The sequence below is a fragment of the Streptomyces sp. NPDC052236 genome, assembly GCF_044548015.1.
Classification (GTDB): domain Bacteria; phylum Actinomycetota; class Actinomycetes; order Streptomycetales; family Streptomycetaceae; genus Streptomyces.
The window spans coordinates 1-24409 of record NZ_JBIUBL010000048.1 but is presented as its reverse complement, the minus strand read 5'-3'; the positions used below and the strand labels follow the sequence as shown (position 1 = coordinate 24409).

At 70.2% G+C, this 24409-nt stretch carries 35 protein-coding genes and 1 pseudogene; 32 read left to right on the top strand and 4 right to left on the bottom strand.

Features of this window, described 5'->3' with window-relative positions:
- Positions 1-12: 12 nt before the first annotated feature.
- Both ACIHCQ_RS42345 and ACIHCQ_RS42340 read right to left on the bottom strand, forming a co-directional pair.
- Positions 13-1182, bottom strand: coding sequence for a type III PLP-dependent enzyme (locus tag ACIHCQ_RS42345; protein WP_399674378.1), 1170 nt, complete (start codon positions 1180-1182; stop codon positions 13-15).
- Positions 1183-1193: 11 nt separating this feature from the next.
- Positions 1194-1964 (bottom strand): GntR family transcriptional regulator, encoded by a 771-nt coding sequence (locus ACIHCQ_RS42340; protein WP_399674377.1) that lies wholly within the window; start codon positions 1962-1964, stop codon positions 1194-1196.
- A 257-nt stretch (positions 1965-2221) separates the two neighbouring features.
- On the opposite strand from ACIHCQ_RS42340, the gene ACIHCQ_RS42335 reads away from it, so the two are divergent.
- The 30 genes and pseudogenes from ACIHCQ_RS42335 to ACIHCQ_RS42190 all read left to right on the top strand — a co-directional run bounded on the left by ACIHCQ_RS42335 (position 2222) and on the right by ACIHCQ_RS42190 (position 21183).
- Entirely contained in the window at positions 2222-2635 is a 414-nt protein-coding gene (locus tag ACIHCQ_RS42335) for a hypothetical protein (RefSeq protein WP_399674375.1), read from the top strand.
- Positions 2632-3033 carry a hypothetical protein gene (locus tag ACIHCQ_RS42330; RefSeq protein WP_399674373.1) on the top strand — a complete coding sequence of 134 codons (402 nt, stop codon included), beginning with the start codon at positions 2632-2634 and terminating at the stop codon, positions 3031-3033. Before ACIHCQ_RS42335 ends, ACIHCQ_RS42330 begins: the two co-directional genes overlap by 4 nt.
- A complete protein-coding gene (locus tag ACIHCQ_RS42325; RefSeq protein WP_399674371.1) occupies positions 3033-3347 on the top strand; it encodes a hypothetical protein in 315 nt (104 codons plus the stop codon). The genes ACIHCQ_RS42330 and ACIHCQ_RS42325 overlap by 1 nt, the downstream gene beginning before the upstream one ends.
- On the top strand, positions 3344-4969 hold the full coding sequence (locus ACIHCQ_RS42320) for a hypothetical protein (RefSeq protein WP_399674369.1): 1626 nt from the start codon (positions 3344-3346) through the stop codon (positions 4967-4969). Before ACIHCQ_RS42325 ends, ACIHCQ_RS42320 begins: the two co-directional genes overlap by 4 nt.
- Complete coding sequence (locus tag ACIHCQ_RS42315; RefSeq protein ID WP_399674367.1) at positions 4969-5349, top strand: RRQRL motif-containing zinc-binding protein; 381 nt, start codon at positions 4969-4971, stop codon at positions 5347-5349. The genes ACIHCQ_RS42320 and ACIHCQ_RS42315 overlap by 1 nt, the downstream gene beginning before the upstream one ends.
- Before the next feature lie 88 nt (positions 5350-5437).
- Positions 5438-5698, top strand: a pseudogene (locus ACIHCQ_RS42310) (DNA translocase FtsK); the annotation flags it as partial.
- A gap of 2608 nt (positions 5699-8306) precedes the next feature.
- A complete protein-coding gene (locus ACIHCQ_RS42305; protein WP_399674366.1) occupies positions 8307-9239 on the top strand; it encodes a hypothetical protein in 933 nt (310 codons plus the stop codon).
- Between the two features lie 14 nt (positions 9240-9253).
- Complete coding sequence (locus ACIHCQ_RS42300) at positions 9254-9445, top strand: hypothetical protein (protein ID WP_399674364.1); 192 nt, start codon at positions 9254-9256, stop codon at positions 9443-9445.
- Positions 9446-9611: 166 nt separating this feature from the next.
- Positions 9612-10418 carry a hypothetical protein gene (locus ACIHCQ_RS42295; RefSeq protein WP_399674362.1) on the top strand — a complete coding sequence of 269 codons (807 nt, stop codon included), beginning with the start codon at positions 9612-9614 and terminating at the stop codon, positions 10416-10418.
- A 75-nt stretch (positions 10419-10493) separates the two neighbouring features.
- Positions 10494-10874 carry a hypothetical protein gene (locus tag ACIHCQ_RS42290; protein WP_399674361.1) on the top strand — a complete coding sequence of 127 codons (381 nt, stop codon included), beginning with the start codon at positions 10494-10496 and terminating at the stop codon, positions 10872-10874.
- 122 nt (positions 10875-10996) lie between these two features.
- The gene (locus tag ACIHCQ_RS42285; protein WP_399674359.1) at positions 10997-11233 is read left to right on the top strand and encodes a hypothetical protein; all 237 of its coding nucleotides are present in this window, start codon (positions 10997-10999) and stop codon (positions 11231-11233) included.
- Between the two features lie 68 nt (positions 11234-11301).
- A complete protein-coding gene (locus ACIHCQ_RS42280; RefSeq protein ID WP_399674357.1) occupies positions 11302-11493 on the top strand; it encodes a hypothetical protein in 192 nt (63 codons plus the stop codon).
- 90 nt (positions 11494-11583) lie between these two features.
- Positions 11584-11793 (top strand): hypothetical protein, encoded by a 210-nt coding sequence (locus tag ACIHCQ_RS42275; RefSeq protein ID WP_399674356.1) that lies wholly within the window; start codon positions 11584-11586, stop codon positions 11791-11793.
- Positions 11794-11888: 95 nt separating this feature from the next.
- A complete protein-coding gene (locus tag ACIHCQ_RS42270) occupies positions 11889-12383 on the top strand; it encodes a hypothetical protein (protein ID WP_399674354.1) in 495 nt (164 codons plus the stop codon).
- Between the two features lie 13 nt (positions 12384-12396).
- Positions 12397-12684, top strand: coding sequence for a hypothetical protein (locus ACIHCQ_RS42265; RefSeq protein WP_399674352.1), 288 nt, complete (start codon positions 12397-12399; stop codon positions 12682-12684).
- Positions 12681-13397, top strand: a complete 717-nt coding sequence (locus ACIHCQ_RS42260; RefSeq protein WP_399674351.1) for a hypothetical protein — start codon at positions 12681-12683, stop codon at positions 13395-13397. The genes ACIHCQ_RS42265 and ACIHCQ_RS42260 overlap by 4 nt, the downstream gene beginning before the upstream one ends.
- 32 nt (positions 13398-13429) lie before the next feature.
- On the top strand, positions 13430-13894 hold the full coding sequence (locus tag ACIHCQ_RS42255; RefSeq protein ID WP_399674349.1) for a hypothetical protein: 465 nt from the start codon (positions 13430-13432) through the stop codon (positions 13892-13894).
- A gap of 87 nt (positions 13895-13981) precedes the next feature.
- A complete protein-coding gene (locus tag ACIHCQ_RS42250; protein ID WP_399674347.1) occupies positions 13982-14581 on the top strand; it encodes a GGDEF domain-containing protein in 600 nt (199 codons plus the stop codon).
- A 38-nt stretch (positions 14582-14619) separates the two neighbouring features.
- A complete protein-coding gene (locus ACIHCQ_RS42245; protein WP_399674345.1) occupies positions 14620-15075 on the top strand; it encodes a hypothetical protein in 456 nt (151 codons plus the stop codon).
- The gene (locus ACIHCQ_RS42240; protein ID WP_399674343.1) at positions 15072-15464 is read left to right on the top strand and encodes a hypothetical protein; all 393 of its coding nucleotides are present in this window, start codon (positions 15072-15074) and stop codon (positions 15462-15464) included. The genes ACIHCQ_RS42245 and ACIHCQ_RS42240 overlap by 4 nt, the downstream gene beginning before the upstream one ends.
- Complete coding sequence (locus tag ACIHCQ_RS42235; protein WP_399674341.1) at positions 15461-15736, top strand: WhiB family transcriptional regulator; 276 nt, start codon at positions 15461-15463, stop codon at positions 15734-15736. Before ACIHCQ_RS42240 ends, ACIHCQ_RS42235 begins: the two co-directional genes overlap by 4 nt.
- Positions 15733-16269, top strand: coding sequence for a histone-like nucleoid-structuring protein Lsr2 (locus ACIHCQ_RS42230; protein ID WP_399674339.1), 537 nt, complete (start codon positions 15733-15735; stop codon positions 16267-16269). The genes ACIHCQ_RS42235 and ACIHCQ_RS42230 overlap by 4 nt, the downstream gene beginning before the upstream one ends.
- Positions 16270-16271: 2 nt before the next feature.
- A complete protein-coding gene (locus tag ACIHCQ_RS42225) occupies positions 16272-16793 on the top strand; it encodes a hypothetical protein (protein ID WP_399674337.1) in 522 nt (173 codons plus the stop codon).
- A gap of 1 nt (position 16794) precedes the next feature.
- Positions 16795-17529 carry a hypothetical protein gene (locus ACIHCQ_RS42220; RefSeq protein WP_399674336.1) on the top strand — a complete coding sequence of 245 codons (735 nt, stop codon included), beginning with the start codon at positions 16795-16797 and terminating at the stop codon, positions 17527-17529.
- A 14-nt stretch (positions 17530-17543) separates the two neighbouring features.
- Entirely contained in the window at positions 17544-18656 is a 1113-nt protein-coding gene (gene dnaN, locus ACIHCQ_RS42215) for a DNA polymerase III subunit beta (protein WP_399674334.1), read from the top strand.
- Positions 18657-18751: 95 nt separating this feature from the next.
- On the top strand, positions 18752-19441 hold the full coding sequence (locus ACIHCQ_RS42210) for a hypothetical protein (RefSeq protein WP_399674333.1): 690 nt from the start codon (positions 18752-18754) through the stop codon (positions 19439-19441).
- A 99-nt stretch (positions 19442-19540) separates the two neighbouring features.
- On the top strand, positions 19541-19948 hold the full coding sequence (locus ACIHCQ_RS42205) for a hypothetical protein (protein ID WP_399674331.1): 408 nt from the start codon (positions 19541-19543) through the stop codon (positions 19946-19948).
- Positions 19949-19952: 4 nt separating this feature from the next.
- Positions 19953-20540 (top strand): DUF4031 domain-containing protein, encoded by a 588-nt coding sequence (locus tag ACIHCQ_RS42200; RefSeq protein ID WP_399674330.1) that lies wholly within the window; start codon positions 19953-19955, stop codon positions 20538-20540.
- 83 nt (positions 20541-20623) lie between these two features.
- Positions 20624-20923 (top strand): DUF6247 family protein, encoded by a 300-nt coding sequence (locus tag ACIHCQ_RS42195; protein WP_399674329.1) that lies wholly within the window; start codon positions 20624-20626, stop codon positions 20921-20923.
- The gene (locus ACIHCQ_RS42190; RefSeq protein WP_399674327.1) at positions 20920-21183 is read left to right on the top strand and encodes a hypothetical protein; all 264 of its coding nucleotides are present in this window, start codon (positions 20920-20922) and stop codon (positions 21181-21183) included. The genes ACIHCQ_RS42195 and ACIHCQ_RS42190 overlap by 4 nt, the downstream gene beginning before the upstream one ends.
- Before the next feature lie 127 nt (positions 21184-21310).
- Here ACIHCQ_RS42190 and ACIHCQ_RS42185 read toward each other — a convergent pair whose 3' ends face one another.
- Positions 21311-22099, bottom strand: coding sequence for a hypothetical protein (locus ACIHCQ_RS42185; RefSeq protein WP_399674325.1), 789 nt, complete (start codon positions 22097-22099; stop codon positions 21311-21313).
- Positions 22100-22110: 11 nt separating this feature from the next.
- Positions 22111-22875 (bottom strand): ParA family protein, encoded by a 765-nt coding sequence (locus tag ACIHCQ_RS42180; RefSeq protein ID WP_399674400.1) that lies wholly within the window; start codon positions 22873-22875, stop codon positions 22111-22113.
- 219 nt (positions 22876-23094) lie between these two features.
- On the opposite strand from ACIHCQ_RS42180, the gene ACIHCQ_RS42175 reads away from it, so the two are divergent.
- Entirely contained in the window at positions 23095-23973 is an 879-nt protein-coding gene (locus ACIHCQ_RS42175) for a hypothetical protein (RefSeq protein ID WP_399674324.1), read from the top strand.
- A gap of 78 nt (positions 23974-24051) precedes the next feature.
- Positions 24052-24399 (top strand): hypothetical protein, encoded by a 348-nt coding sequence (locus tag ACIHCQ_RS42170; RefSeq protein WP_399674322.1) that lies wholly within the window; start codon positions 24052-24054, stop codon positions 24397-24399.
- Positions 24400-24409 lie beyond the last annotated feature (10 nt).

The following is a 24409-nucleotide window of genomic DNA, read 5'->3' as shown; positions in this document are numbered from 1 at the left end:
ACGCGCCAACCATCAGGCCGAACCTTCCGGATTGAGGTAGTGGAATGTGGGCTTGGGGTGCATCAGGAAGTCATGGTGCGAAATGTTCCACGAGTAGGCACCCGCCATAGAGAAGGCCACCACGTCACCGACGCTGATCCGCTCCACCGGGGCCTCGCGGGCGAAGACGTCCTTGGGCGTGCAGAGCTGGCCAACCAAAGTAACCAGCTCGCCGTTCACGCTCGGCCCGTCGCCTTCAGCCGGCAGCACGACGAATGGTTGGTTGTGCTGCTTTGTGACGGGCGTGCGGATGTGCATGGTGCCGCCGCGCAGTACGGCATACCACTGGCCGTGTGCGCACTTCACATCCAAAACCTGCGTGATGTACCAACCTGCATAGACGCTGACGGCGCGTCCGGGCTCGATCCGCAGCGTCTCCCCCGGCTTGGCCAGCGCCGCCATGCCCCGCCCATATGCCGTCCAGTCGAACCGGTCACTGGGATCGGAGTATTCGACAGACATCCCGCCGCCCAGATTGATCTCCGGGTTCGAGACGCCGGCCTTGTCGAGCCAGGGCCGGGCCCACTCAAGGATCTCGGAAGCCTGGCGCAGCATGGCGGCCGCGTCCAAGCCGGAGGCGAGATGGGCATGGATGCCGCGAAGCCGAACCCAAGGAGATGCGGCCAGGATCTCGCGGCACGCCTCGATGAGATCGGGATCCATGCCGAACGGGCCGCTCATCGCGAGGGCAACGCCGGACCTGTCGCCAACGAGGTTGACCCGCAACATCACTTCCACCTCGCGGCCAGCCGTGCGTGCGAGCTTGGCGAGACGCGAGAGCTCATAGGGGCTTTCCACGTGGATGCGTTCGACGTCCAGCTCCAGGGCGCGCGAGAGCTCCTGGTCGGTCTTGCCCGGGCCACCGAAAGCCAGCCGAGCCTCCGGTAGAACACCGCGGACGTGCTCCAGCTCCCCGCCGGATGCCACCTCGATCCCGTCGACGTAAGGGGCCACGGTCTGCAGGATCTGCGCCTCCGGGTTGGCCTTCGCCGCGTAGAAGGTCTCCGGGGCCCCGGGCAGGGACAGCGCGTCCCGGATGGCTGTGACGTGCGCCCTCAGCTCGCCCAAGTCGTAGATATATGCGGGAAGTTGATCCTTCGCGGCAAGGTCCAGCGCCCGCTCAGCAACGATGTCGGTGATCACTTAGAAGCTCCTCAGGCGAGCGGGAAGTCGTGCTCGATGACCAGGTAGTGGGCAGGCGCGACAGTGGTCGTGACCTCAACGGCACGTTCATCAGCGGTCTGGCCGACGTGGAAGATTTCCGTCACGGTGCGTTCGAGACTGATCTCCAAGAGCGCCGCTTCGGCGTCGGTCGGGAGTCGGCTCGGAATAATCCGTTCATGAGCCGAGACCTGAGGAAAACCCAGGTCAGTCAGCGCGGTCTTGACTCCACCCTGGATAACCGGCGCGGGTTCCTCCAGAACCGTGTCCGCAGCGATCTCCAACGGGAACCAGGAGGCGTTCAGCCGGACCGGGATGCCACTGGCCAGCAGCCGCCGCCGCCGGACCAGGCAGTTCACCTCCCCGCGTGCCACGCCCAGCGCGTCTGCAACCTCGATCGGCGGTTCGGCACGCTCCACCGTGATCTCGTGCTGAGGCTCCAAACCCAGCGCCCTTACCTCGCCATCGAACGCTCCCCGAGCTCCCTGGTGCTCACGAGCCGTCCGGGAGTACCGCGCAGCCGAGTGGACCATCGGAGGGAGCCAGGTCACGATCGTGCCCCGGCCTTGCCGAGGGCGGATCACCCCCTCTGCGGCCAGGAGCCCCATCGCGCGGTTGACCAGGCTGCGAGACGCGCCGTAGAGCCGAGCCAGCTCGGGCTCAGGCGGCAGAACTGTTGATGGCGGGTAACGACCATCCACGATTTCCCGGCGGATCGTAGCGGCGATTTCGCGGAAGCCGAGCTTCTGCGGAGGGTTCTGCATCGGTGACCCCGTTCCTTTTTTCTTGAGGGCTGTCTAACCATCGTAGTGGATCGCCAAACGTTTGGCGTCTGGCTTGACGGATGCCCAAGGCAGGGCCACTCTAGCAATACGTCAAACGTTTGGCGTTGCCCACCCGAGTTCAACCCGACGAGCCCTGTCGGTCGGAGCACCGCCATGCAAAAAACGGCCCCCCAGGCCTCTGGCAAGAACACCCGGGGAGCCGCGCACAGGCCGTCCGATCTAAAGGAGAACGACCCGTGAACACAATCTTTGCAGCTTCCCGACGCGCCGCCCAGAGCACCGGATTGGTGCAGGTGGAGACCCTCGCGCAGCTGTCGACGCTGACCGGTGTGCCGGCGGTCGAGTGGCTGGAGTGCTCGGCCGAGTCCCCCCAGGAGCGGGCGGACCGCCTGGAGCGACTCGCCGACGTGCTGCTGAGCATGGACCCGGACAAGGCCCGGCGGGCCGCGGCCCTGCACCGCGTGGTGCTGGAGGAGCCGGCCGTCATCGAGATCGAGGACCCGGTGTTCGGCCCGGTCCGCGTGGCCGAGCCGCGCGTGCGCGCCGTCGGCGTGATGATCATCGGCAAGTCCCGGTCGGGCATGGGCACCAACACGATGGCCGCCCTGCGCGCCACCTCCCGTGAGCTGGAGGAGGTTCGGGCCGCATGAGCGCCACCGACACGAGCACGAACGTCGCCCGTCTGCGGATGCAGGCGCTGGTGACGACCTGGACCTTCGTGGGGCTGGTCCTCGCCGGGTTCGCCTGGGCCCTGGGCCTGCAGACCAGCTGGTGGCAGCGTGTTCTTCTCGCGCTCCCGGTTGTGGTCTTCGCCGTCCTGGACGCCCGCGGGGTTGACGCGCTGATCGACGCCCGCGTGACCGCCACCCGCGCCCTCGCCGATCTGGGATGGGTGCAGATCCCCCTCGCCGTCGCCGGCGGGGCCTGGCTGGTCGGGTTCACCGCCCCCGTCTCCACCCGCCTCACTCTCGTCTGCGTGCTGGTCCTGGTCGCGGCCCTGTTCCGCGTCGCACCGTCCGCGCCGGCCCCGTCCGGGGGTGCCCGCTGATGTCCAACTCCTACATCGACTCCGCCTTCCGCCTCGAGCAGAAGCTGACGGAAGTCACCGAGACGAACAAGGTCCTGGCCCGCGACCTGGAGGAGGCGCAGTCGGACCTGGGTGCCGCGCTCGGTGCCGCACTGGCCGCCCTCGACAACCCCCAGGCCGCGATCGCGCAGCTGACCAACCTGCTCGCCCTGGCGCAGAGGACGGCCAAGGAGCGCGAGACCGAGATGGCCGCGCACTGGCGGATGACCGATGCCCTGCTGGCCATCAAGACCACGAACCCCGCCGATGACACCCCGGCTGGAGGCACCAAGTGAGCATCGCCGACATCAGGCAGGCCAAGCGCGATGACCGCGCGGCCGACCGCACCCAGGACCGTGAGGACCGGCGGCTGGCCGAGGAAGCGCGGCTGGAGCGCGAGCGCCTGGCCCAGGAGAAGGAGCTTGAGCGGCAGCGCCTGGGCCAGGAGGCCGAGGACCGCCGCCGCCAGCAGGACCGGCTGGACAAGCAGGCCGAGGCAGAGCGGCAGCGCGCGGCGCAGGAGCTCGCGGCCAGGCAGAAGCGCGAGCGGGATGAGACCGCCCGGCAGGCCAAGGCCACGGCCGACAAGGAGCGCAAGCGCGAGAAGGCCCGGAAGGCCAAGGAGCGCCGGGAGCGCTGGACCGCGCGGGCGAAGGCGGCGCCGACCTGGCTCTCGGAGCACCTGGACCTGGCGGCCGCGCTGGTGGTCATGGGCTGCAGCATCGTCCCGGCGCTGATCTCCCAGGCGTCGTCGCTGAAGGACACCGGCATCACCAGTTCGATGGGGTGGCTGGGCCTGCTGCTGGTCGCGCTGCTGCCGGTGATGCTGGAGTGCTCGGCCTGGGCAGCGACCGCCGGGGAGGCCAAGGCCCTGGCAGCCGGGCGTTCTCCCTGGCCGTACCGGATCGCGGTGTACACGTTCGCCGGGCTCGCGTCGTGGATCAACTACCTGCACGGCAAGAACGTCGGAGGCGAGAAGTACGGCCTGCTGCTCGGGTTGGTGCTGGCCGCGTCCTCGATCATTCCGATCGCGGTGTGGCAGCTGGTCCAGGTCGGCCGGCACCGCGACGTCAAGGCCAAGCTGAAGGCGGCCCGGAAAGCGCGGCGTGAGGAGCGCCGCTCGAACAAGGCGCGTCAGAAGCTGTACCCCGGCGTCTGGTTCACGGCGCAGCAGCTGCGCGCGATCGCCGGGCATGAGCGGCTGTCCATTCAGGAAGCGTGGCAGGCAGCGTGGGGCGTCCATGAGGGTGCCGGTGAGGATGCGCTGCCGAACGATCTGCTGGTGCTGCTGTCGGCCGAGCTGCTGGGTCTGCGGGTGGATGCCGAAGAGCGCCTGGCGGTGGTTCTCGGGGAGTTGAACGGAGCCCGCGACCGGCGTCTTGCAGCGTCCGGAAAGCAGTCCGCCGCGACCGGTGAGACGGTCTGGGAAGGGTCCGCGAACGCTTCCGCGAGTGGGGTGATTACCCTCCCCACACGCCCCGTTGAAACGTCCGCCACGGGCCTTCTGGACGCCTCTGGGAGGCCCCTGTCGCGGATGGTATCTCCGCAGATCACCCCGTCCGTCCCCCCGTCCGCGCGCACCCCTGAAACCGCGCCCGCGCGGACACGCGGTACCACGCCTGCGCGCCCGCGTAAGGCCCCCGTGCGGAAGCAGTCGATGGGTGCCAGGAAGGCCGCTGCGGTGACCGCGAAGCAGGCGTCGGCAGAGGAGAACCTGGCCATCGAGACGTGGATCGCGGACGAGATCCGGGCAGGCCGCGAACCCAACGCGCGGGCCGTCGAGGCAGAGACCGAGAAGCGCCGCAAGGAGGTCAACAAGAAGGCCGCCGCCCCGGGCAAGACCTGGTGCTACGACCGCATTATCTCCGCCAAGAAGACCCACGGACTGCACGTTGTCCGTGACCAGCGGAGCGCCTGATGCCCCGGACGGACAAGCGCTTCTGGGACCCGGCGGGCGAGAAGTTCGGCCTGCCGACCTGGCCCTGGAAGCTCGGTCCGCCCCCGGAGGAATGGGCCACCGAACGCCAGTTGAAGGCCCAGGGCCTGCGGCCGGGCGGACAGGGAGTGGCCGGCCAGCTCGGCTGGCGCAGGCGCGGCGAGGACCACTTCGCCTCCCTGTACCGGGTCGATCTGGCGAAGCCCAAGCGCCCGATGACGGCGGCGATGTGGGCGTCCATCTGGAAGGCCGTCGCGGCCCGCCGGATCTGCCCCGAGTGCCAGACCGAGAAGGACTACGAGATCCCCCGGCGCTACGGCGTCTGCAACGACTGCCCCGGCGGCTACGCGGCCGCCGCCTGAAGACCAACTCAAGACGCGAGACGGGCCGCCAGCCCCTCAACCGACCAAAGCGATTGGCCGGCGCCCGTCCCGCACCTACCTCAAGGGAGGCATCACCAGCATGACCGAGATCAACGAGCATGTGACCAGCGGCATGGACCGCCGCCTGGTGCGGGAAGCGGCCGAGCTGGTCGTCAGCACCCAGTTCGGCTCCACCTCGATGCTCCAGCGCAAGCTGCGCGTGGGCTTCGCCGCCGCCTGCCAGCTGATGGACGTACTGGAGGTCATGCGGGTCGTCGGTCCCTCCCAGGGCAGCAAGGCCCGCGACGTCCTGGTCCGCGACATCGACGACCTGCAGGGCGTCCTCGCCACCACTGGCCATGTGGTGGACGCGCTGGAGGCCATGGGGGTCGTCGCCCTCGAGGGCGACGACGCCGACACCGCTGAAGTGTTCGCCTTCCCCACCCAGGCCGACACCCAGAAGGCTGACTGGCTGGACGAGATCATGTCCGTGGACTTCACGGAGACCGAGGACGCCGCCGCGACCGTCGACTTCACCAAGCCCCAGCCGCCCGCCGCCCCCACCCGGCCCCCGGCCGTGCCGGTCGAAGGCCGGGTCATCCCGGTCGCTGACTGGGAGCCGGGCGAGGACCCGGAGGGCGACCGGCCGTGGCGCGACCCGCGGCTGAAGACCCCCGAAGGCCGCGCCGCCCGCCGCGCCTTCCGCAAGCGGCAGGCCCGCCGCCGCCTGCGCAAGCTCGCAACCCGCCAGCGCACCGCCCACGGCGTGCTGCCGCGCGCCGTACGCGGCGAGCGCCGGGCCCGGAACTGGGTCAAGGGCGTGGAAGGCATGAAGGCCGAGTCCGACCTGGTCCTCGCCCTGACCATGACCAAGGAAGCCAACCGCTCCGCACGCCGCGCGCAGATCGCGCTGCTGGACCGCAAGGCCAAGCAGGCCCTCGCGCAGCAGGCCCAGCAGCAGGCCGGGCAGGCCGTCGCGGTCGCAGCCGCCGCGAAGAAGAAGGCACGCGAGAAGGTCGCGGCCCGCGCCGCGCTCGTCTACGGACCGTTCGCCGCCGCCGACCTCACCGCGCTCGGCTACGAGGGCGTGTGGGGATTCCTCGGGGCCATGGTGGTCAACATTGGTGTCGCGTCCTGGTTCGGCCGCGATGTCGAACTCACCGAGGACCAGATGGAGAAGATCGAGCAGATCGAGGCCGGCGTCCCGCAGAAGTTCGACATCGGGATGACGCCGCGGATGTTCGAGCACATGATGCGCCAGGCCCTGACCGAGGACCTGAAGGTCAACATCTCCGCACTGCGGGTCGACCCGCAGCCCTGGGGCTTTGAGATCCACGTGTGGCTGGAGCGCATGACGCCGGAGAAGATCTCCTCCGGGCTGGACCTGCTGGAGGCGTGCCTGCCCGGTGTCCGTACCGGCAGCGTCCTGCTGCAGCAGTCCGCCGCCTCACGCAACGAGTGCGTCATCCGGGTCCCTGGCCCCAACCCCTGGCAGGCCGTCCCCGAACTCCCCTACCGCGCCCCGCAGTCGCTGCCGACCAGCGAGATCCACACTGCACAGGTCGGTGCCGACATGTCCGGCCGGTCGCTGGCCCTGCCGATGTGCCGCACCAACGTCAACATCGTCGGCAAGTCCCGCTCCGGTAAGTCCACGATCCTGCGCGCCATCCTGGACGCGCTCACCGCCACCGAAGACCAGATCATCATCGGCATCGACCTCGGTAGCGCCGGATCCGGATTCGGCGGACTGCGGCGCGGCATGCATGTCGTGGCTACTACGCCTGAGGACGCGCGGCGGGCGCTGTGGTGGGCGCTGGACATTGGAAAGGGCCGCCCGGCGCTTTTCGACCGGCTCGGAATGGGCCTGAACTGGGAGACCTCCCGCAAGCGCCCCGGTATCAAGGTCGTGGTGGACGAATTCCCCGCGCTGGTTCGCGAAAGCCGGAAGGGCTACATCGACGAAGAGGGCAAGAAGGTCAGTTGGGACCTGGACGGATTGCTCCAGGAATTCGCGATGACCTCCGCGAAGTCCGACGCGACGCTGACCATCGCCGGGCAGGGCGTCACCAAGGAGAAGATCGGTGCCAACACCTGGGTCACCGAGCTGGGTGTCCAGGTCCTGGCGGCCTGCGACAACGACGACGTCCAGCAGATCCTCGGTGGCGGCGCGATGGCCCAGGGCTGGCGGCCGGACCGGCTCGTTCCCGCCATGGGCGACCAGATCAACGATGCCTCCGTGGCGTACGTGCTGGCCGGCAGCACCTACTGCGAGCCCATCCCCTACCGCGCCTGCATCACCAGCGACGACGAGCTGCTGCGCCGCGGTATCGAGCGGGCGAAGGCCGGCCTGGTCGACATCGACGCCGAATCCGCGGCGTTCAGCACGATCAAGCTGGCGGACCTGATGGAGGCGAGCGAGGAGAGGCTCGCGCCCGAAGGCCCGGAGGGCACTGTCCCGCAGCTGATCGCCACCATCCGGCAGATCTTCGCCGACGGCAAGGAACCGGCCGGGCTCTCCCAGGAGGACCTGGCCGACGCGCTCGGCCTGGCCGACCCCGCGCGGTGGGGCCTGGAGCAGTTCGACGGCGAGGACGACGGCGAGCGCGTGGCCGCCCGCGTCGACGGCCTGCGCAAGACGATTACCGCCGTGCTCGCCCCGACCGGGCAGACCTGGCTGCTGGAGAAGTTCCGCAAGGACCAGCCCCGCGGCTACCGCCTGAAGGACCTCAAGGTGATCACTGGAGAGACCCCCTCGGGTTCCTGATCACGACCGGAACCGGTGTGGAACCGCAGGTCAGAGGGGTGGAACCGGCTCGGAACCGGGCCGGAACCCCCCTCCCCGACCGGAACCGGTTCCGCCTCCAGGCCCCGGTTCCACACCCGTTCCACCCTCCTGACCTGCGGGTTCCTCCCGGTTCCGCTCCCAGTTCCGCCCGAAAGATCCAAAGGAGTCCGTAATGCTCCCCGAGCTGTTCAGGCCCGCCGATCCGGCCTCCGGGTACCACCGGATCATCTGCGAGCGCCGTTTTCGGTACCTGGAGCAGGACCCGGCCCACACCATCCGGATCAAGTGGCTCGCACAGGATCTGGCATGCCCGATCTGCAAAACCGACACCGGCCTGCAGCTGGTCCTCGAAGAGGGCGTCGACCACCTCGTACGGGCCTACTGCCCCACCCGGCCCGATCACGCGTGGGTCGAACCCCGCATCCAGCGCATCCACTTCGCCACCTACTCCCGCCTCCAGCTGTGGGCCGAGCCGGACCCCGAGTGGCTGTGGATCATCGACGCCGGATTCGGCGAGGAATCCCCACCGCCGATCGACTACGCCAAGGAGCTCGCCGCCGCCACCAAGTACGTCGCCAAGTACGCCAAACGAAAGGCGAAGTCGAAGGCGAAGCAGGCAGTGCGCAAGCAGAGCCGCCGGGCCGGGCGCGGGATGAAGAAGGCCGCGATGGTCCCGGTCGCCGCCGCGCTGCGCGCCGCCTGGGCCTGGCAGGCCGGCGGCGTCCCCGAGACGAAGCCGAAGCCGAAGGCCGAGCCGGAACCCGCGATCCCCTCGATCGCCAAGTACCGCAATGCGTACGGCGTGACGGCTCCGAAGCGAGGCCCGAAGTGCCTGGTGTGCGAGGACACCGGCTCCATCCCCGGCACCGCCATCACCTGCACCGAATGCGCTGGCCCCGCGGCCGCCGCGATGGCCGCCGCCGAACGCCGCGCCGAACGCGCCCGCCAGGGCAAGGGACCGCAGTCCAAGCCCAAGGCCGGGAAGACCGGCGGCAAGTCGGTGAGCACCGTGCGGGTCTCCGGCGAAAACAACTCGGTCATCACCAACACCACCAGCGGCGACGTGGTCCAGGAGGACCGCCCCGCCGAGACCGCCACCGACTGAGGAAGGACCTGACCATGCTGTCCGTCACCCCGATCGTGCTCCTGGCCGTCGTTGTCTTTCTGCTCATCCGCAAGTGGGGCCTGCGTGCCGCCCACGCCGCGGTCTGCGCCCTCTTCGGCTTCTACCTCGCCAGCACCTCGGCCGCCCCCGCTCTGAACGACGGGCTCGCCAAAGTCACCGGGCTGATCAGCGGCATCGACTTCTGACCGACCCACTCCCGAAGTCGCCATCTCGTACGCGGCCTCACCCGCAATGACCCAAGTAGTGCCGACAAAAAAACGGCCTACTCTTGTAAGGCCGACAAAAAAACGGCATCATGGAGATTGTTCAGCCCCGACCATCCGAATCCGTCCAACAGGCAAGGAGAACCCTGTGACCGAGAAGAACCTCCCCGCCCCCGCACGCGCCGCAGTCGGCCCGGTGCTCGCCTCCGTCAACTGCCCGATGGGCATCGTCCGTGTCACCGTCGACCAGGCCGCCGCGGTCGCCACCGCTGTCGTCCGGACCGACGACGCCACCGGCGCGGCGGCCGACGCGGTCCGCGACTCCCGGATCAGCCGGGACGGTAACCGCCTCACGGTCGTCGTCCCGGACGTCCAGGGTGCCGGCGGTGGCGGCTTCACCCAGACGGTCACCAGGAGCGGCGGCCGGATCACCGTCTCCCAGAATTTCGGCACCGTGACCGGCTCGGTGACCGGCGTGACGATCGTCAACGGCCGGGTCATCACCGGCGGGGGCAACACCGCAGTGTCCAGCGGGATCGAGGTGCTGATCACGCTGCCCGCCGGGTCCGGCGTCCAGATGACGTCGTACAACGCCGACCTGGAGATCACCGGCCTGCTCGCCGCGCTCGACCTCGACACCCACAACGGCAACGTCCGAGCCGGGATCCTCGGCCGGGTCAAGGTCCGCGGCCACAACGGCGACAACGACATCGCGGCCGTCCAGGAGTGGGCTGACATCGAGACGCACAACGGCAACACCTACGTCCGCAGTTACGGCGGTGGCGCGGCCCGGCTGATCACGCACAACGGCAACGTCGAACTCTCTGCCGCACGCTCGGCCAGTGGCCGTATCGAGGCCCGCTCCCACAACGGCAACATCCGGCTGCGCGGCGTCTCCGGCCGGTCCGACCTGGACGTCGTCACCAACACCCGCCACGGCCACATCAGCAAGTAGTCCCCTCCGTCCGCCAGCAATGCCGCAAGCGAAAACGCCAGCGCCACCAGCATCAACGAACGTCAGGAGACAACAGTGCTGAACCGGATCACGACCTTCATCTACGGCCTCTTCGGCAGGGCGTTGGTCTACGAGTCCACCGAGCAGCTGAACGAGGTCCTTGAGAAGCAGGCGTTCGACAAGAACCGCAGCCTTGCCGGGCACCACTTCAAGGAGGCCGCCAAGCTCAGCGACCCCTATGCCTTTCAGCCCGGCCTGGTCGACCTGCACGGCGAGCTGCACCACACCTGGATCTACCTCAGCGCCCTGGAGGCGCAGGCCCGCCGCGACGGCTACGACACCCTCGCCAACCACCTGGTGGGTGCCGCCGACAACACGCTGAGCACCATGCGCCTGGTGGCGTCCGCTGCCGAGGCCACCATCCCGGTCTCCGAAACCCCGGCCACCAGCAGGTAGCGCTGCCCCGGGGCGGCCGTCACCGGCTACCAACCTCGCCGGCCGCCCCGGGCCTCCCGTCCCGCTCCTGACCGGAGCAGGGGGCAGCCCCATCGTCCCTCACATCCGAGACGGAGCACGCAGTGACCACCGAGAAGAAGAAGCCCACCCCAGAAACCATCGCCGCCGCCAAGGAGCGCCTGGTGGCCGCGAAGAAGCAGCGAGAGCAGGACCGGGCCGAGGCCGATCGCAAGTTCTGGCAGGCCGTTGCCGATGAGATCGACGGCGGCAACTGCCGCCAGGTCGACGCCGTGGAAGCCCTCGACTTCAACCGCGACTACATCCGCCGCAACCTCAAGCAGCTCGCCGAAGACAGCTGACAAAGCCCCCGGGCGGGTCGTCCACGGCCGAGCTGAACAACAACCTCGATCAAGGAAGGACCAACTCCATGGCGTTCAAGGCGAAGGACCAGGTGGTCATCGTCTCCTGCGAGGACGACCCGCGCGCAGTCGGCAAGACCGGCCGGATTGTTGATGAGGTGCCGCCGGGCCCCCTCACAAACGGCAGGTGGACGGTATCCGGGATCGGGCTCTTCATCGGTCCCGTCCTGTGCCACACGAACGAGCTGCGGCCCGCCTGACGGCCCGCCGTGCTGCCTCGGCCGTACGCCGGGGCGGTGCGGCGGATCGGAAAGTCCGGTCCGGCTGAGAGAGACGAGGAGGTGGACGCCATGGCGCGATGGCTGATCGAAATCCCCATGGTCACCAACGACGGACAGCCGAAGGGCGTCCAGCTGTTCCACTACGACGCCGACTACACCGCCGCCCGCACCCAGGCGCTGGCCGACGTCGACACCGAGGACGCGATCCGGCACCGCCGCGGTGCCCGGCTCGACGTCAGCCGACTCAAGATCCGGGCCTGGGTTTCCAGCTCTACCTGAGTTCGCCCCGGGGCGGCCGCCATCCCGGCCAAGGAAGAGCCGGCCGCCCCGGGCCCTGCCCCATCCCGAACCAACGGAACGAGGAGAACACCAGCATGACGCGTCGCGCCACGAACTTCACCGTCGCCTACGCCCTGCTGCGGGCAGCCGCAGACGTCGCCGACCACTGGGTCCAGTCCGACTACTGCGCACAGGCCAAGGGCGCCACAGACAAGGCCCCGGTCACCACCACCGATGAAAAGACCGAGGCCGAGACGGTCAACGGCACCAAGGAAGGCCGCCGGGCATGCGCCTGGCACTGCGCCACCTACACCGCCACCCAGGGCCTGGTGCTGGTGGCCGGCTCCCGCGCCGTCGGCATCCGCCTGCACCCGGGCGCCGTCGCGGGCGCGCTGGCCGTCTCCGGGATCACGCACTACATCGCGGACCGCCGGGTGCCCGACGGCGTCCTGCACCGCCTGGCGAAGGCCACCGGCAAGGAGCGCTTTTTCAAGCTCGCCGACCACGGCATGAACGGCGCGTACGCGCTGGACCAGGCATGGCACCACGGGGCCGAAACCGTCGCCGCGCTCATCGCGGCCGCGAAGTAGGAGAGCAGGGGCCATGGCTTACCGGCTCACCGCCAACAGGATCGCCGCCCTGCGCCAGGCCGTGGCGCACCCCAAGGGCTCCGTCCACGCGATGACGCCGGCCAGCGACCAGACCGCGCTGGAGGGCCTGGGCTGCGCCGCCTCGATCGACGACTGCGGCGACGTCCTGACCAGCGATGGCCCTACCTCCCCCGACGACCCGCACCGCAGCCACCCGCACTTCCTGCGCGTCACGGACACCGGTCGGGACGCGCTCGCCGCCTACGACCGTGCCCAGGCCGAGAAAGGACAGCAGCGGTGACGACAATCCCGAGCACATTCCGGTCGGAGGCCGCGCTCGCTGCGGCGGTCGACGCGGCTTTCGCCGAAGCGCTCGTCCAAGAGCTGGCGGCCGCGCTCGCCGAAGAAGCGCCGGCCCGGCGGCCGTTCAATCTGCCCGACACCGACACCCTCGTCGCGCAGGCCGGGATCGTCACCGGCCCCTGCCCGCCCGACCCGCACGCCCCCTCCCCCATCGCGCAGTTCACCAAGCAGGCCGCGACCGCCGGCGGCCGCCTGGCCGGACGGGCCGCCTGGTGGCTGCTCAAAGCCACCGCGTACGCCACCGCCGTCGTGTTGCGCGAAGTCATCGTTCTCACCTGGCAGCTCGTCTTCGGCACCAGCAGCAGCCCGGTGCCGCAACTGGAGCAGGCGCCGCCGACTCGACCCACCGGCCGGGCCATCCTCGCCAGCAGCTTCCTCGAAGCCACCAGCGAGGAAATCGGGCACCGCGGCTGGACCCAGCGTCGACTGGAGAACTCCCTCGGCCAGGTGTGCGTCCGCGGGGCCGAGCTCTCCCTGATCCGCTCCGGCACCGGCACCCACAACACCGCCCGCCGCGCCAACCACCACCTCCTGCAGGTCACCGGCGCCCGCAGCGTGCCCCGCTGGAACGACCGGCTCACCCGCCAGGAAGCGCAGATCCACACCGCGCTGCTGGCCGCCGCCGCCCGTGCCCGCGCCGCCGGCGAATGACCCCCGCACCCCTGATTGAAAGGACAGCTCTCATGCCCAACCGCCCCACCCCGCCTGACACGGCGTACGCCGACGCCCCTGCCCTGGAGAGGGAGAAGGACGCCCTGGTCACCCTGTCCGCCTCCCTGACCGGCAGCCGCCGCACCGCCCGCGAGCTGCGGCACCTGGTGCTCCGCAAGGCCGCGTTCCTCGACCGCGCTGCCCTCGCCGACGACCGTGCGGCCCAGCTCGCCGACACCGCCGCCTTCGAACTGCGCACCCACGACCGGGCGTTCGGCGGCCGGATCGGCCGCACCCCGCCGCACGCGATCGAGTACGCCGACGGCCGCTCGCGCGACTACGTCCGCCAGGAGTACAGCGAGTGGCGGTCTGGACGGATCGTCCCGCACGACCAGTGCAACCACAACGACAGCTGCCCCACCACCGAGTGCGCCTATGGCGAGGGCTACTGGGACCGCCCCGAGGCCCAGGACCCCGAGCTGCGGTCCGACCGATAGAAGCGTCCCCAGGGCGGCCGTCACTGGCCTGAGAAACCGTCGACCGCCCCGGGGCCCACTCATCCCGTACGAGACGAGAGGTCTCCCATGATGTCTCACCTGGGGCTGTCGCTCCAGACGCTCATACCGGCCGTGCTGGCGGCCGGTTGGGCCGTCCATGCCGGGCTCCTGTACCGCCGCCTGACCCGTACCCGCCGCGACCCGCTGACCGGCCTGCTCACCCGCGCCGGGTGGACGCGCCGGGCCCGGCGGATCACCGCCCACCGCAACGCCGCAGTCGTCCTCATCGACCTGGACCGCTTCAAGCGGATCAACGATCGCGTGGGCCACGCCGCCGGTGACGCGATCCTCGCCGCGACTGGCGACCGCCTTGCCGCCTGGTGCGGCCGCGGGGCCGCCGGCCGCCTCGGAGGAGACGAGTTCGTTGTCGCCCTGGTCGACAACGGCGACCTGGACCAGCGCCTGGCCGAGCTCCGCACGCTGCTGTGCCAGCCGGTGGAGCACGACGGGCAGCTGCTCAAGGTCGGCGCCTCGATCGGCGTCGCGCGCCTGGCCGACCTGCCCACCGCGACCCTGTCGGCCGCTCTGGGTGCCGCCGACGCCGCGATGTACCGCGCCAAGGGCCGTGGCCGCCGCGGCCGTCGACTCCCGCGCGTGATCCGTAGCACCTTCCGGCTGGCCGCCTGATGCCCGCCGCCACGTACCACCCCCGAGAGGACCGCACCGTGACCACCCGACTCCAGCACACCCCGGCAGCGGTCGCCGCCATCATGCGCAGCATCGGCCAGCGCCGCCGCCTCCCCCTCCCCGCCGCCGGCCGGGCGTTCATCTGCTCCCCCTGCTCCGTCAGCTGGGTCGGCGAAGAGGCCGACTGCTGGAACTGCGGACTCCCCGCGAGCTCCGAGTACGCCCGCCACAGCGCGGCCGTCCGCACGCTCCTGGCCTCTGTCAGCCACGGCCCCGCCCGCCCCGCCACCCGCCGCCGTGGGCGCAACCGCAAGGCCGGCGAGCTGGACGCGGTGATCGGCAGTGCCTTGCGGCAGGTTGAGTCCGCCGTCGTGGTGGACGGAGCCGACTTGGCCCGGCGGCGTGAGGCGCTGGTCGGCTGGATGGCCGGCCGCATCGAGGCCGATCCCGAGTCGCCCGCGGACGGTGCGGAGACAGAGGAGGGTGTCCGGTGAGCGACGCACTGCCCCTCGATGTGATCCTCGGCCCGCACCAGGCCGCCCGCCTTGTGCGGCAGCTCGCCGCCAACTTCGTCCGCCAGGACCAGCTGCATCCCGACGTCGCGCTGCGCCTGGCGTGCGAGCGGGCCAGCGACGGCGATCCGCTGCTGCTCGCCGCCCCCGGCCAGGTCTGGTCCGTGCAGCCGGACGTTGACCCCGACGGCGACGTTCCCGCCCGGCGCCTGGCCATCCACGCTCGCCTCGCCGCTCCCCCACGCGTCCTCGTCTCCGACGCCGACGACCCCGACAGCGAGATCGACGAGCTGCTGATCACCGGCCTGGATGTGTACCGGCTCGACACCTGGCAGCCCATCGAGGCCCTGCTGGAAGGCGGCTCCCAGTGACGACGCGCCTTGCTCCCTATCCGCCGCTGACCGGCAGCGAGCCGTGCCGCCAGCCGGACGCCGACCCCGAGTGGTGGTTCACCGCCGAAGACGAGGCCTTCGCCCGGGCGCTCTGCCTGGCCTGCCCGGTCCGGGTCAAGTGCCTGGCCTGGGCCCTGGACAACCCCGAGCACACCGAGCACGGCATCTGGGCCGCCACCGACCCCGACCGCCGCACCGAGCTGCGCAGCGAGTTCGCCGCTGACGCCACCACCGAACAGGAGAAGGCATGACCACCACCGACGCCTACACCGCCGCCGCGATCGACATGCTCAAGGCCGGCACCCCGGCCGCCGACATCGCCAAGCAGACCGGCATGAGCACCGGCGAGATCGCAGCGCTCGCCGAAGCCGAGGGCCTGACCGCCGCCCACGCCCGCAAGTCCCTGGAAGAGCTCCTGGAGGCGCTGGTCTGGGGCGAGAGCCACGACACCAAGAAGGCGCAGACGCTTGCCAGCCGGGCCCGCACCGCCCTGACCGAGCTGGTGCAGCTGCGTAAGAGCGAGGCGCAGGTGGCCGAAGCCGAGGCCGAGATCGCGGCGCTCAAGCGGAAGCTGGCCGAGGCCGAGACCAAGCTCAAGACCGCCAAGACGGGCAAGCCCACGCAGGCCGCCGCGCTGCCCGTCGGCAAGGGCCAGCGGGAACAGATGCGCGCCTGGGCCCGCCGCAACGGCTACGAGGTGGCGGATCGCGGCACCATCTCCAAGCAGGTCCAGGACGCCTGGAACAACCGGGACCAGGTCCCCGAGCTGCGGCAGGCCGGGTAACGATGGCCGCCTTACCTCCGAGGCGTCACGCCGGGCGGGAGCTGCTCACCGGTACGGGCCGGGTCACCCTGGCCCGTACCGGCGGGGCGGCCCCCGGCTGGGGCGCATACGCCCTGCTCTACACCACACGGCTGCTGGACGGGCGGCTGGAGGCGGTCATCGCCGCCACCCGCCCGGCCGACACCGACCCGGCCTGGGACCTGCACCACCCCCGCCCATACGGGCCAAAGCATGACGAGACCCGGCCCCTGCGCAACTGGGCAGCGGCCACCAACCCTCCACAGGCCAAGACCGAGAACGCCGCCGCGTACAACGAGCGCCTGGCCCTCTTCCTGCTGCGCGTCGGATTCGCTGCCCGCCTGGTCCCGCCCCCGGCCGGCGTCGACCTCCCACTCGCGCAGTGGGAAGTCCAGGTGGAAGGCGCCATCACCCTCACTCCGGTGAAGGGCGGCACGCACGGATTCGCCAGCCACAGCGTCGTCAGGATCGGCCGCCTCATCACGGTCACGGCGAAGGAGGGCTGAGATGCCGATCCGCCCCGAGAACCGCAACCGCTACCCCGACGACTGGCCGGAGATCTCCCGCGCCGTCAAGGACGCGGCTGGGTGGCGCTGCGCCTGCACCGGCGAGTGCGGGCGCGGTACCCACTCCGGCCGCTGCCCCAACGTCCACGACCAGCCTGCGTACGGCACCGGCTCGCTGGTCATCCTCACCACCGCCCACCTCAACCACCAGCCCGAAGACTGCCTAGAGGCGAATCTGGTCGCGATGTGCCAGGGCTGCCACTTGCATCTTGATCGCGCCCACCACCGCGTCACCGCCGCCCTCACCCGCGCGGCCGCACTCGAAGAGGCTGGCCAGCTCGCGTTCGCAGCCGTGGCCGCGCTCGCCGTCCCGACCGAACCGCAGCTCGCGCCGTCCCTCCCCGCGGCCGCCGTCGTGCCGTACGACGTGCCGCTCCCCCTCGACATCCCGCCCCTCCCAGCGCCCGCCACCACGCCGAAGGAGAAGCTGCCGATGGCCCGCATCACGGCCACGATCAAGCCCGTCCACGACTCCGGAACGGTCTGCACCCACCCCGTAACCAGCACCGGCAAGCCCAGGGACGCCAAGTCCGGCTGCACCGGCAGGACCGGCTATGTCGCCCGCTGCAGCGCCTGCACCTGGCGCCGCACGAGCAAGGTCAAGGCCGAGCTGGAGTACGTGCGCGACTCGCACCTGCGCAGCCACCTCACCGCCCCGGTCCACGCCAACGCCTGAAGGAGAACCCCCTGATGAAGCTCACCATCGATCACAGCGTGCTCGCCGACATCGTCGCCTTCGCCGCCCGCGCCCTGCCGTCCCGCCCGCCTGTCCCGGTCCTGGCCGGCCTCAAGCTCACCGCCGCCGACGGCCAACTGAACATCGCGGGCTTCGACTTCGAGGCGTCCGCCTACGCCAGCGCGGCCGCCGACATCGCCGACCCGGGCAGCGTGCTGGTCTCCGGCCGCCTGCTGTCCGACATCACCCGCGTCCTGCGGCACGAAGTCCACCTGTCCTCCGACGGCGCGCGTCTCGCTGTCGAATCCGGCGCCACCCGCTACACCCTCCACACCCTGCCGCTGGAGGAGTACCCGACCCTGCCTACCACCCCGGCCGCCTCCGGCACCGTGTCCGGCAAGGAGTTCGCCGCCGCCGTCGCCCAGGTAGCCGTGGCCGCCAGCCGCGACGACTCCCTGCCCGTCCTCACCGGCGTCCGAATCACCGCCGACGGCGACACCCTCACCCTGGCCGCCACCGACCGCTACCGCTTCGCCGTGCGCTCCCTGCCCTGGGACCGGCTGACGACCGACACCTCCGACGACGCCCACGCCCTGGTCCCGGCCAAGACGCTCCTGGACACCGCCAAGGCCCTCGCTGCCGACCACGAGATCACCGTCGCCCTCCCCGGCGAACAGGGCACGTTCGGCCTCACCGGCGAGCGCTGCCGCACCACCACCCGGGACCTCGAAGGAGACCTGCCCCAGTACAAGAACCTGTTCCCCACCGAGTTCAGTGCCCAGGCGACCGTGGAGACCGCAGCGCTGACTGAAGCCGTCAAGCGCGTCGCCCTGGTCGCCGAACGCAACACCCCGCTCCGGCTCGGCTTCGAGCCCGGCACCGTCACCATCGAGGCCGGCAGCAGCGACGACGCCCAGGCCGTCGACCGCGTCGACGCCGACCTCACCGGCGACGACATCAGCATCGCCTTCAACCCCGGATACCTCCTGGACGGCCTCGCCGCCATCGGAGGCGACAAGGTCCAGTTCAACTTCGTCGCCCCGACCAAGCCCGCCCTGCTGCACGCCGACGGCGCACCCGACGGCGCGCTGCGCTACCTGCTCATGCCGGTCCGCCTCTCCGGCTGAGTCCGCCCCGGGGCGGCCGCCATCCCGGCCAAGGAAAAACCGGCCGCCCCGGGCCCTGCCCCATCCCGAACCAACGGAACGAGGAGAACCCCATCATGACCGACACCCTCCAGGCAGCACCGCCGGCACTGACAGCCCAGACCCACACCGCGTACAACCCGATGCCGTCGATCTCCCGGCTGATCACCGAACTCGCCCAAGAACAGTTCTGGGCTTCATACACCCGCGTCCGCGGCGACGCCGAACACTTCCACCCCGACTACCTCGCCGACCGACGGCGCACCGCTCTGCTGCTCCGGGCGGTCGTCGCGGATCTGTTCGCGCTCGCCGACCCGGACAACTCTCGGGCCGCCGCCGACGCCGGGCAGGCCGCGAACGCCGTGCGGCGCGCCGACTGGCTCGTCACCCGCCCTGCCCAGCCCGCCCGCGAGTGGCTGCGCGAGCAGTACCAGCAGTGGGAGGAAAGCCCGGAGCCGCACCCGCCGAACTGCCCCGGCGGGTGCGGCGGATCCGGCGAGGCCATGGCGATCCTGACCTGGCAGGCCGACGACGGCGTGCCGCTGCACCAGGAACCGGTGTGGTGCAACCGCGGCGAGCCGGAAGACCCGCACGGCAGCGACTGCGTATGCCACGGCAGCGGCTTCACCTACGACGACGACCACCGCGAGCGCAACCTCTGCCTGGCGTACTCCCCGCAGCCCGGCCGGGACGACACTCCGGCCGCCGCCGACCCGGACGACCCGTGGGCCACCGGCAGGTACCCCGGCGAGGAACCGCCGTTCTGAACACCCCAGGCGGGGGCCCGCACCTGCGGGGCCCCCGCCCCTCCCCTGTCCAGAACTCACGCGACTGGCCGTCCGGCCGTCAACCAGGAGACCCAACTGATGAAGGCCCTCAGCGTCAAACAGCCGTGGCTGGACGCCATCCTGTACGGCGGTAAGACGACCGAGAACCGCAGGTGGCCCGTACCTGACGTCCAACTGGGCACCCCGGTTCTGCTCCACGCGAGCGCCTCACCCGACCGGCGGGCAGTCCTCCCCCAGGGCATCGACTCCACGAAGTGGCCCCGCCGTCGCGGCGCGATCCTCGCCGTCGCCACCCTCGCCTCATTCCACCGGGACACCGGATGCTGCCGCCCCTGGGGCGAGGCCGGCACCTACCACTGGCAGCTCGCCGACATCCAACTCCTCCACGAACCCATCCCGTGCCGGGGCGCGCTGAAGTTCTGGACCCCGCCCACCAGTGCCCTGGACGCGGTCACCGCCCAACTCACCACCACGAATGGCAGGTGACGCCATGCCCGTCTACGTAGATGAGATCAAGGACTACACGCGGATCGCCAAGGCCCGGCGACTGCGGCACACCAACTGGTGCCACCTGGTGGCCGACACCCGCGAAGAGCTCCACACCTTCGCCGCACAGCTCGGTCTGCGCCGCTCCTGGTTCCAAGACCACGGCTACCGCTGGCACTACGACATCACCCCGCCCAAGCGGGCTCGCGCCGTCAAGCTCGGTGCCGTCGAAATCGACCATCACGGCGTCGCCGACCTCATGGCCGAGCGCCGGGCGGCCGCCGCGGGGGAGACCCGCCACGCGCTGCGGCTGACCCGACCCGGCCACCCGGCGTTGCGGATCGGCCCGTACGACAAGCACCACCAGGCCGACGGCATTGCCAGCGGACTGCGCAGCCAGATGGACAGCACCGCCCACGTCTCCGGCACCATCATTACGGTCGTGCCGTACGACGCCGCGCTCCCCCACACCGAGCCGTACGTCCCCACCGGCCCGCACGAGCTCGCCCGCGACATCTGGCTCCAGGCGGCAGCCGCCTACGACTGGATGCACCACGGCCCCGGCGAAGACGACATCCCCCTCGAGGACTGAAGCCCGGTCCACACGACCCCGCCCGGTGCCCCGCGCGCCGGGCGTACCGTGTTCCCAAGCGCCCCCGAAGGAGGCACCCCACGATGACCGCGCAGCCGATCGATTCACCTGCTCCCCCGCCCTCGCCGACCGCAGGCGCCCAACTGCGCGCCCGCATCGCCGACTCGCCGCGCGCCGACCGCTGGCTGCCCGCGTGGGATCTGGAGTGGGCGCAGGCCCTGGAGACGGCACGTCAGTCCCTCAACCTGGCGAAGGTGTACGAGACCATCGCCACCTGGCAGCGCCGTCTCGACACCGCGCCCACCGTCGACGCCTTCCTTTCTGGCGGCTGCGACACCTCCGACGGCGTCCCGCTCGAAGACGTCCTCGGCCCGCGCCGGTGAGCGACCAGTCCTGGCCTGCCCGGCTCTCCCCCGTCGCCTCCAGCTACCTTGCCGCGCTCGATCCCGTGGTCCAGGAGCTGGTGGGCGACATTCTCGACATCGCCTCCCGGGCTCCGCTCCACTGGCCTCAGTGGGACACCTCAGATCCCGAAGGCGCCGATGTGCGAGCCGCCACCGTGGGCGCGCTCACCGTCCTCTACTGGATCAACCGCACCGAGCCGCCCCACCTCTACGTCCTCGACATCGTCTGGGCAGGCTGACCACAGCTCCGGTGAAACGCGGACTGAAACGCGGACTGAAACGCGGACTGAAACGCAGGTGAAACGCAGGGCCGCAACGCGGAAGCGTTACGGCCCTGACCTGCATAAATCCCCGGAGGCTGCGGGATCAGCCCTCCATGAGCATCTTGCCGAGGGTGATGCGATCCTCCGCAGCCATGTGCTGCCGCAACAGACGATCCAAAGCCTCTGGTGAATCCCAGGGCAGGGTGGGCGTTGAGTCGGCGGGGGCAGCCTTCTGCTTCGCGTCGGTCCTCTTCGTTGACGCCGTCGGCTTCCTCGGGACCGCCTGCTGGAGGGCGGCATGGACTGCCCTGGCGAGGGCGTCCTGGTCGACGCCTTCGCCCTTGGAGAGCGTCTTCACGACGCTTCGGACGACGCTCCTCACCACCTCAGCGGTGACGGGCCCGTCATCAGCTTCGACGGTGGTCCGGTAGACCGCCGTGGCCGTCTCTATGTCGTATCCCTCGGCGACTGGAACGAGCTCCCACACCACGGCCTGGTTCAGCTTTTTGACTCGAATTCGAGTGGGATCGTTCGAATCAAACGGCATGGATTCGAACATGGCCTGAGCGATCCGCCACATGCGAATCAGCTTGTCAGCCTGCCCGCGGCTCATGCCCCAGCGCTGGTCGCAGTAGTCGTCAAACGATGTGTACTCGGCCCGGTACAGCCGCCCTTGCCTGATGATCTCCAGCGCCTTACCAGCTGCCCAGAACGCGACCTTGAGGTTCTCGATCGCCACCTCGCAGCGGACAAACACGTCCTCTTCCTCAGTGATCAGAACGGGGGTGCTCGCGATCGGATGCTCCGGCGGCGCCGGCAGCTTGAGAACGAGATCAGTCGTCGTCTCCGGGCGGCGGTGCCCACTCCCGGCGGGTGGCTTCCCGGTCTCCATGCGGCGCCCCATTACAGCGCCTGCTCAACGCAGAGGGCGAGGCTCATGAAGTCCTCCCGGGCCCGGAGCGCGGTGCCGCTCTCCTTGTACTCCACGACCGTCAGCCCGTTCTCGGCCGCATGAGCGTGGATCTTGTACTTGCGGATCGGGTCGGCCATGCGCGGGTACCCACGCTCATCGATCCACGTCTTCACCTTGTCCAGCGCCGTGTCGCCGTCGCGCGGATCGTGCAGGTTGATCACGACGACGAACGGGATGTCTCGCGGCTTGAGGATGCGCTCGATCGTGAACTCCGCAGGCTTCCAGGACAGCCACTCAGGAGTGATCGGCACGATCGCGAGGTGCGCGAGCTCCAGGACCTCCCGCAGCGCGTCGGCCACCCGGCTCTCCCCGAGCGGATCCGCGCCCCAGGCCGCGTCCGGGTCGATCTCCATGAAGCCGGGAGTGTCGACGATGACGCGCTTGCGGGCCGGGTTGTCCTTGAGGTCGGTCAGCACGCCGACCTTCCCCCGCGTGACGAGGTAGTCGAACGGCAGGGCCTCCTCCGGGACGCGATCGGCCCAGTCCTCCAGGCTGCCCTGGGGGTCGACGCCGGCCGCGACGACGGCCGCGTCCTCGATGTCGTTCTGCATGATGCTGCTGCGCCCGCTCACCGCGGCAAGGTTGACAGTTATCGTCGACTTGCCCGCGCCACCCTTCTGCTGGATGACGATGATGAACTTCGGGCCGGTGGCCGAGGCCGCCACGCTAGTGGCGGATCGCTGGGCAGGGGTCATGGTCAAGAGAGCCTCCGTGGCTTCCCCGTAGGTACTCGGATTCCCGCACAGAATGCCAGACGCCGCGCTGAGGATTGAACATCAAGCCGACGAATCCCCCATGAGTGATCATCCGGCCTATCGTCCGACCGCAGCACAAGGCGGCCTGGTGCCGCCCGCCTCGCACGCGGGATGCTGGGAGAGGGACGTCATGGCGTCCTTTCCCGAGAGGGGGCTCCCGTGCCCGACAAGCGCCCTCGCGGCTACCAGCCGGACTGGCAGCCCCGCCTGCACACACTTGAGCTCCTGGCGTCCATCGAGGCCATCCTCGATCGCTACGCCGGACACCTGCCGATCAGCATCCGGCAAGCCTTCTATGCCGCCGTGTCCGCCGACGTGCTGCCGAAGACCGAGCGCGCCTACAAGCGCCTGGTCGAAGTCCTCGGCATGGCCCGCCGGTCCGGGCGGATCCCGTGGGAGGTGATCCGGGACGACTCCGGAGCAAGGGCCGAGTCGCCTCTGGCCTTCGCCGGCCCCATGGCGTTCCGGGCCGCCATGTACCGGGCCGCGGAGTCGTACCGCCGCGACCGCCAGGAGGGCCAGCCAGTACGACTTGAGCTGTGGTGCGAAGCCGTAGGCATGGTTGAGCAGTTGGCCCGCCTCGCCGGACCGTACAGCGTGCCGGTCTTCAGCGGCGGCGGGTTCGACTCGTTGCCGGGCAAGCGCGCCGCTGCCCTGCGCGCCGCGAGAGATCCAAGGGGCCTGTGCATCCTCCACGTCGGGGATCTCGATCCCTCGGGGACCCACCTGCCGCGCGCCCTGGCCGAGGACGTCGCCGCGTTCGCGGCCGCCCACGGCGGCCGTTCGGAGCTCGTACGCGTCGCGGTGACCGAGGCCCAAGTCGAGCGGTACGAGCTGCCCGTGGCCCCGACCAAGGCCACCGACCGCCGCTCGTTCACCGCCGCCGGCACCACGCAGGCCGAGGCACTCCCGCCCGACATCCTCGCCCAGCTCGTGCAAGTCGCCATCGAGGAACGCCGGGACACTGCCGTGCACGAGGCCGTCCTGCAGCAAGAGGCAGTCGAGCGGGAGCAGCTGCTGTCCGAGCTGGAGAGATAGCGCCCAGCCGTTCGGCCAAACCATGCCTTCCAACGGCGCGTCCCGTATCCACAGGAGAACCCGCCCAGGCTTGGCCCCATGTCCCGCGAAAAGCACTTCACCTGCAACTCTCACCGCGATCTCGCCCACGCTGACAAGGAGGCCTGTGCCCGGCTCATGCCGCAGAGCACGCAGGAACAGATGGCGTTCCTACTCATGCAGTACCAGGGGAACTCCGGGGCCGTGGCGGCCATGCTGTATGTCAGCCGGCGCACCGTGGAGCGACACGCGAAGGGGAGGAATCTCCTGCCTCCACGCAAGGATCTGCGGGAGCGGCTGCGCGAGATGACGCTCGATGCCCTCTGCCCCCTGCGTCTTGAGGCGGCTGCGGCAGAGGAGGCACGGCGGGCGCGACGGGGACGAAGGCGTGCACGGGAGGACGACTGACCGCGCGATA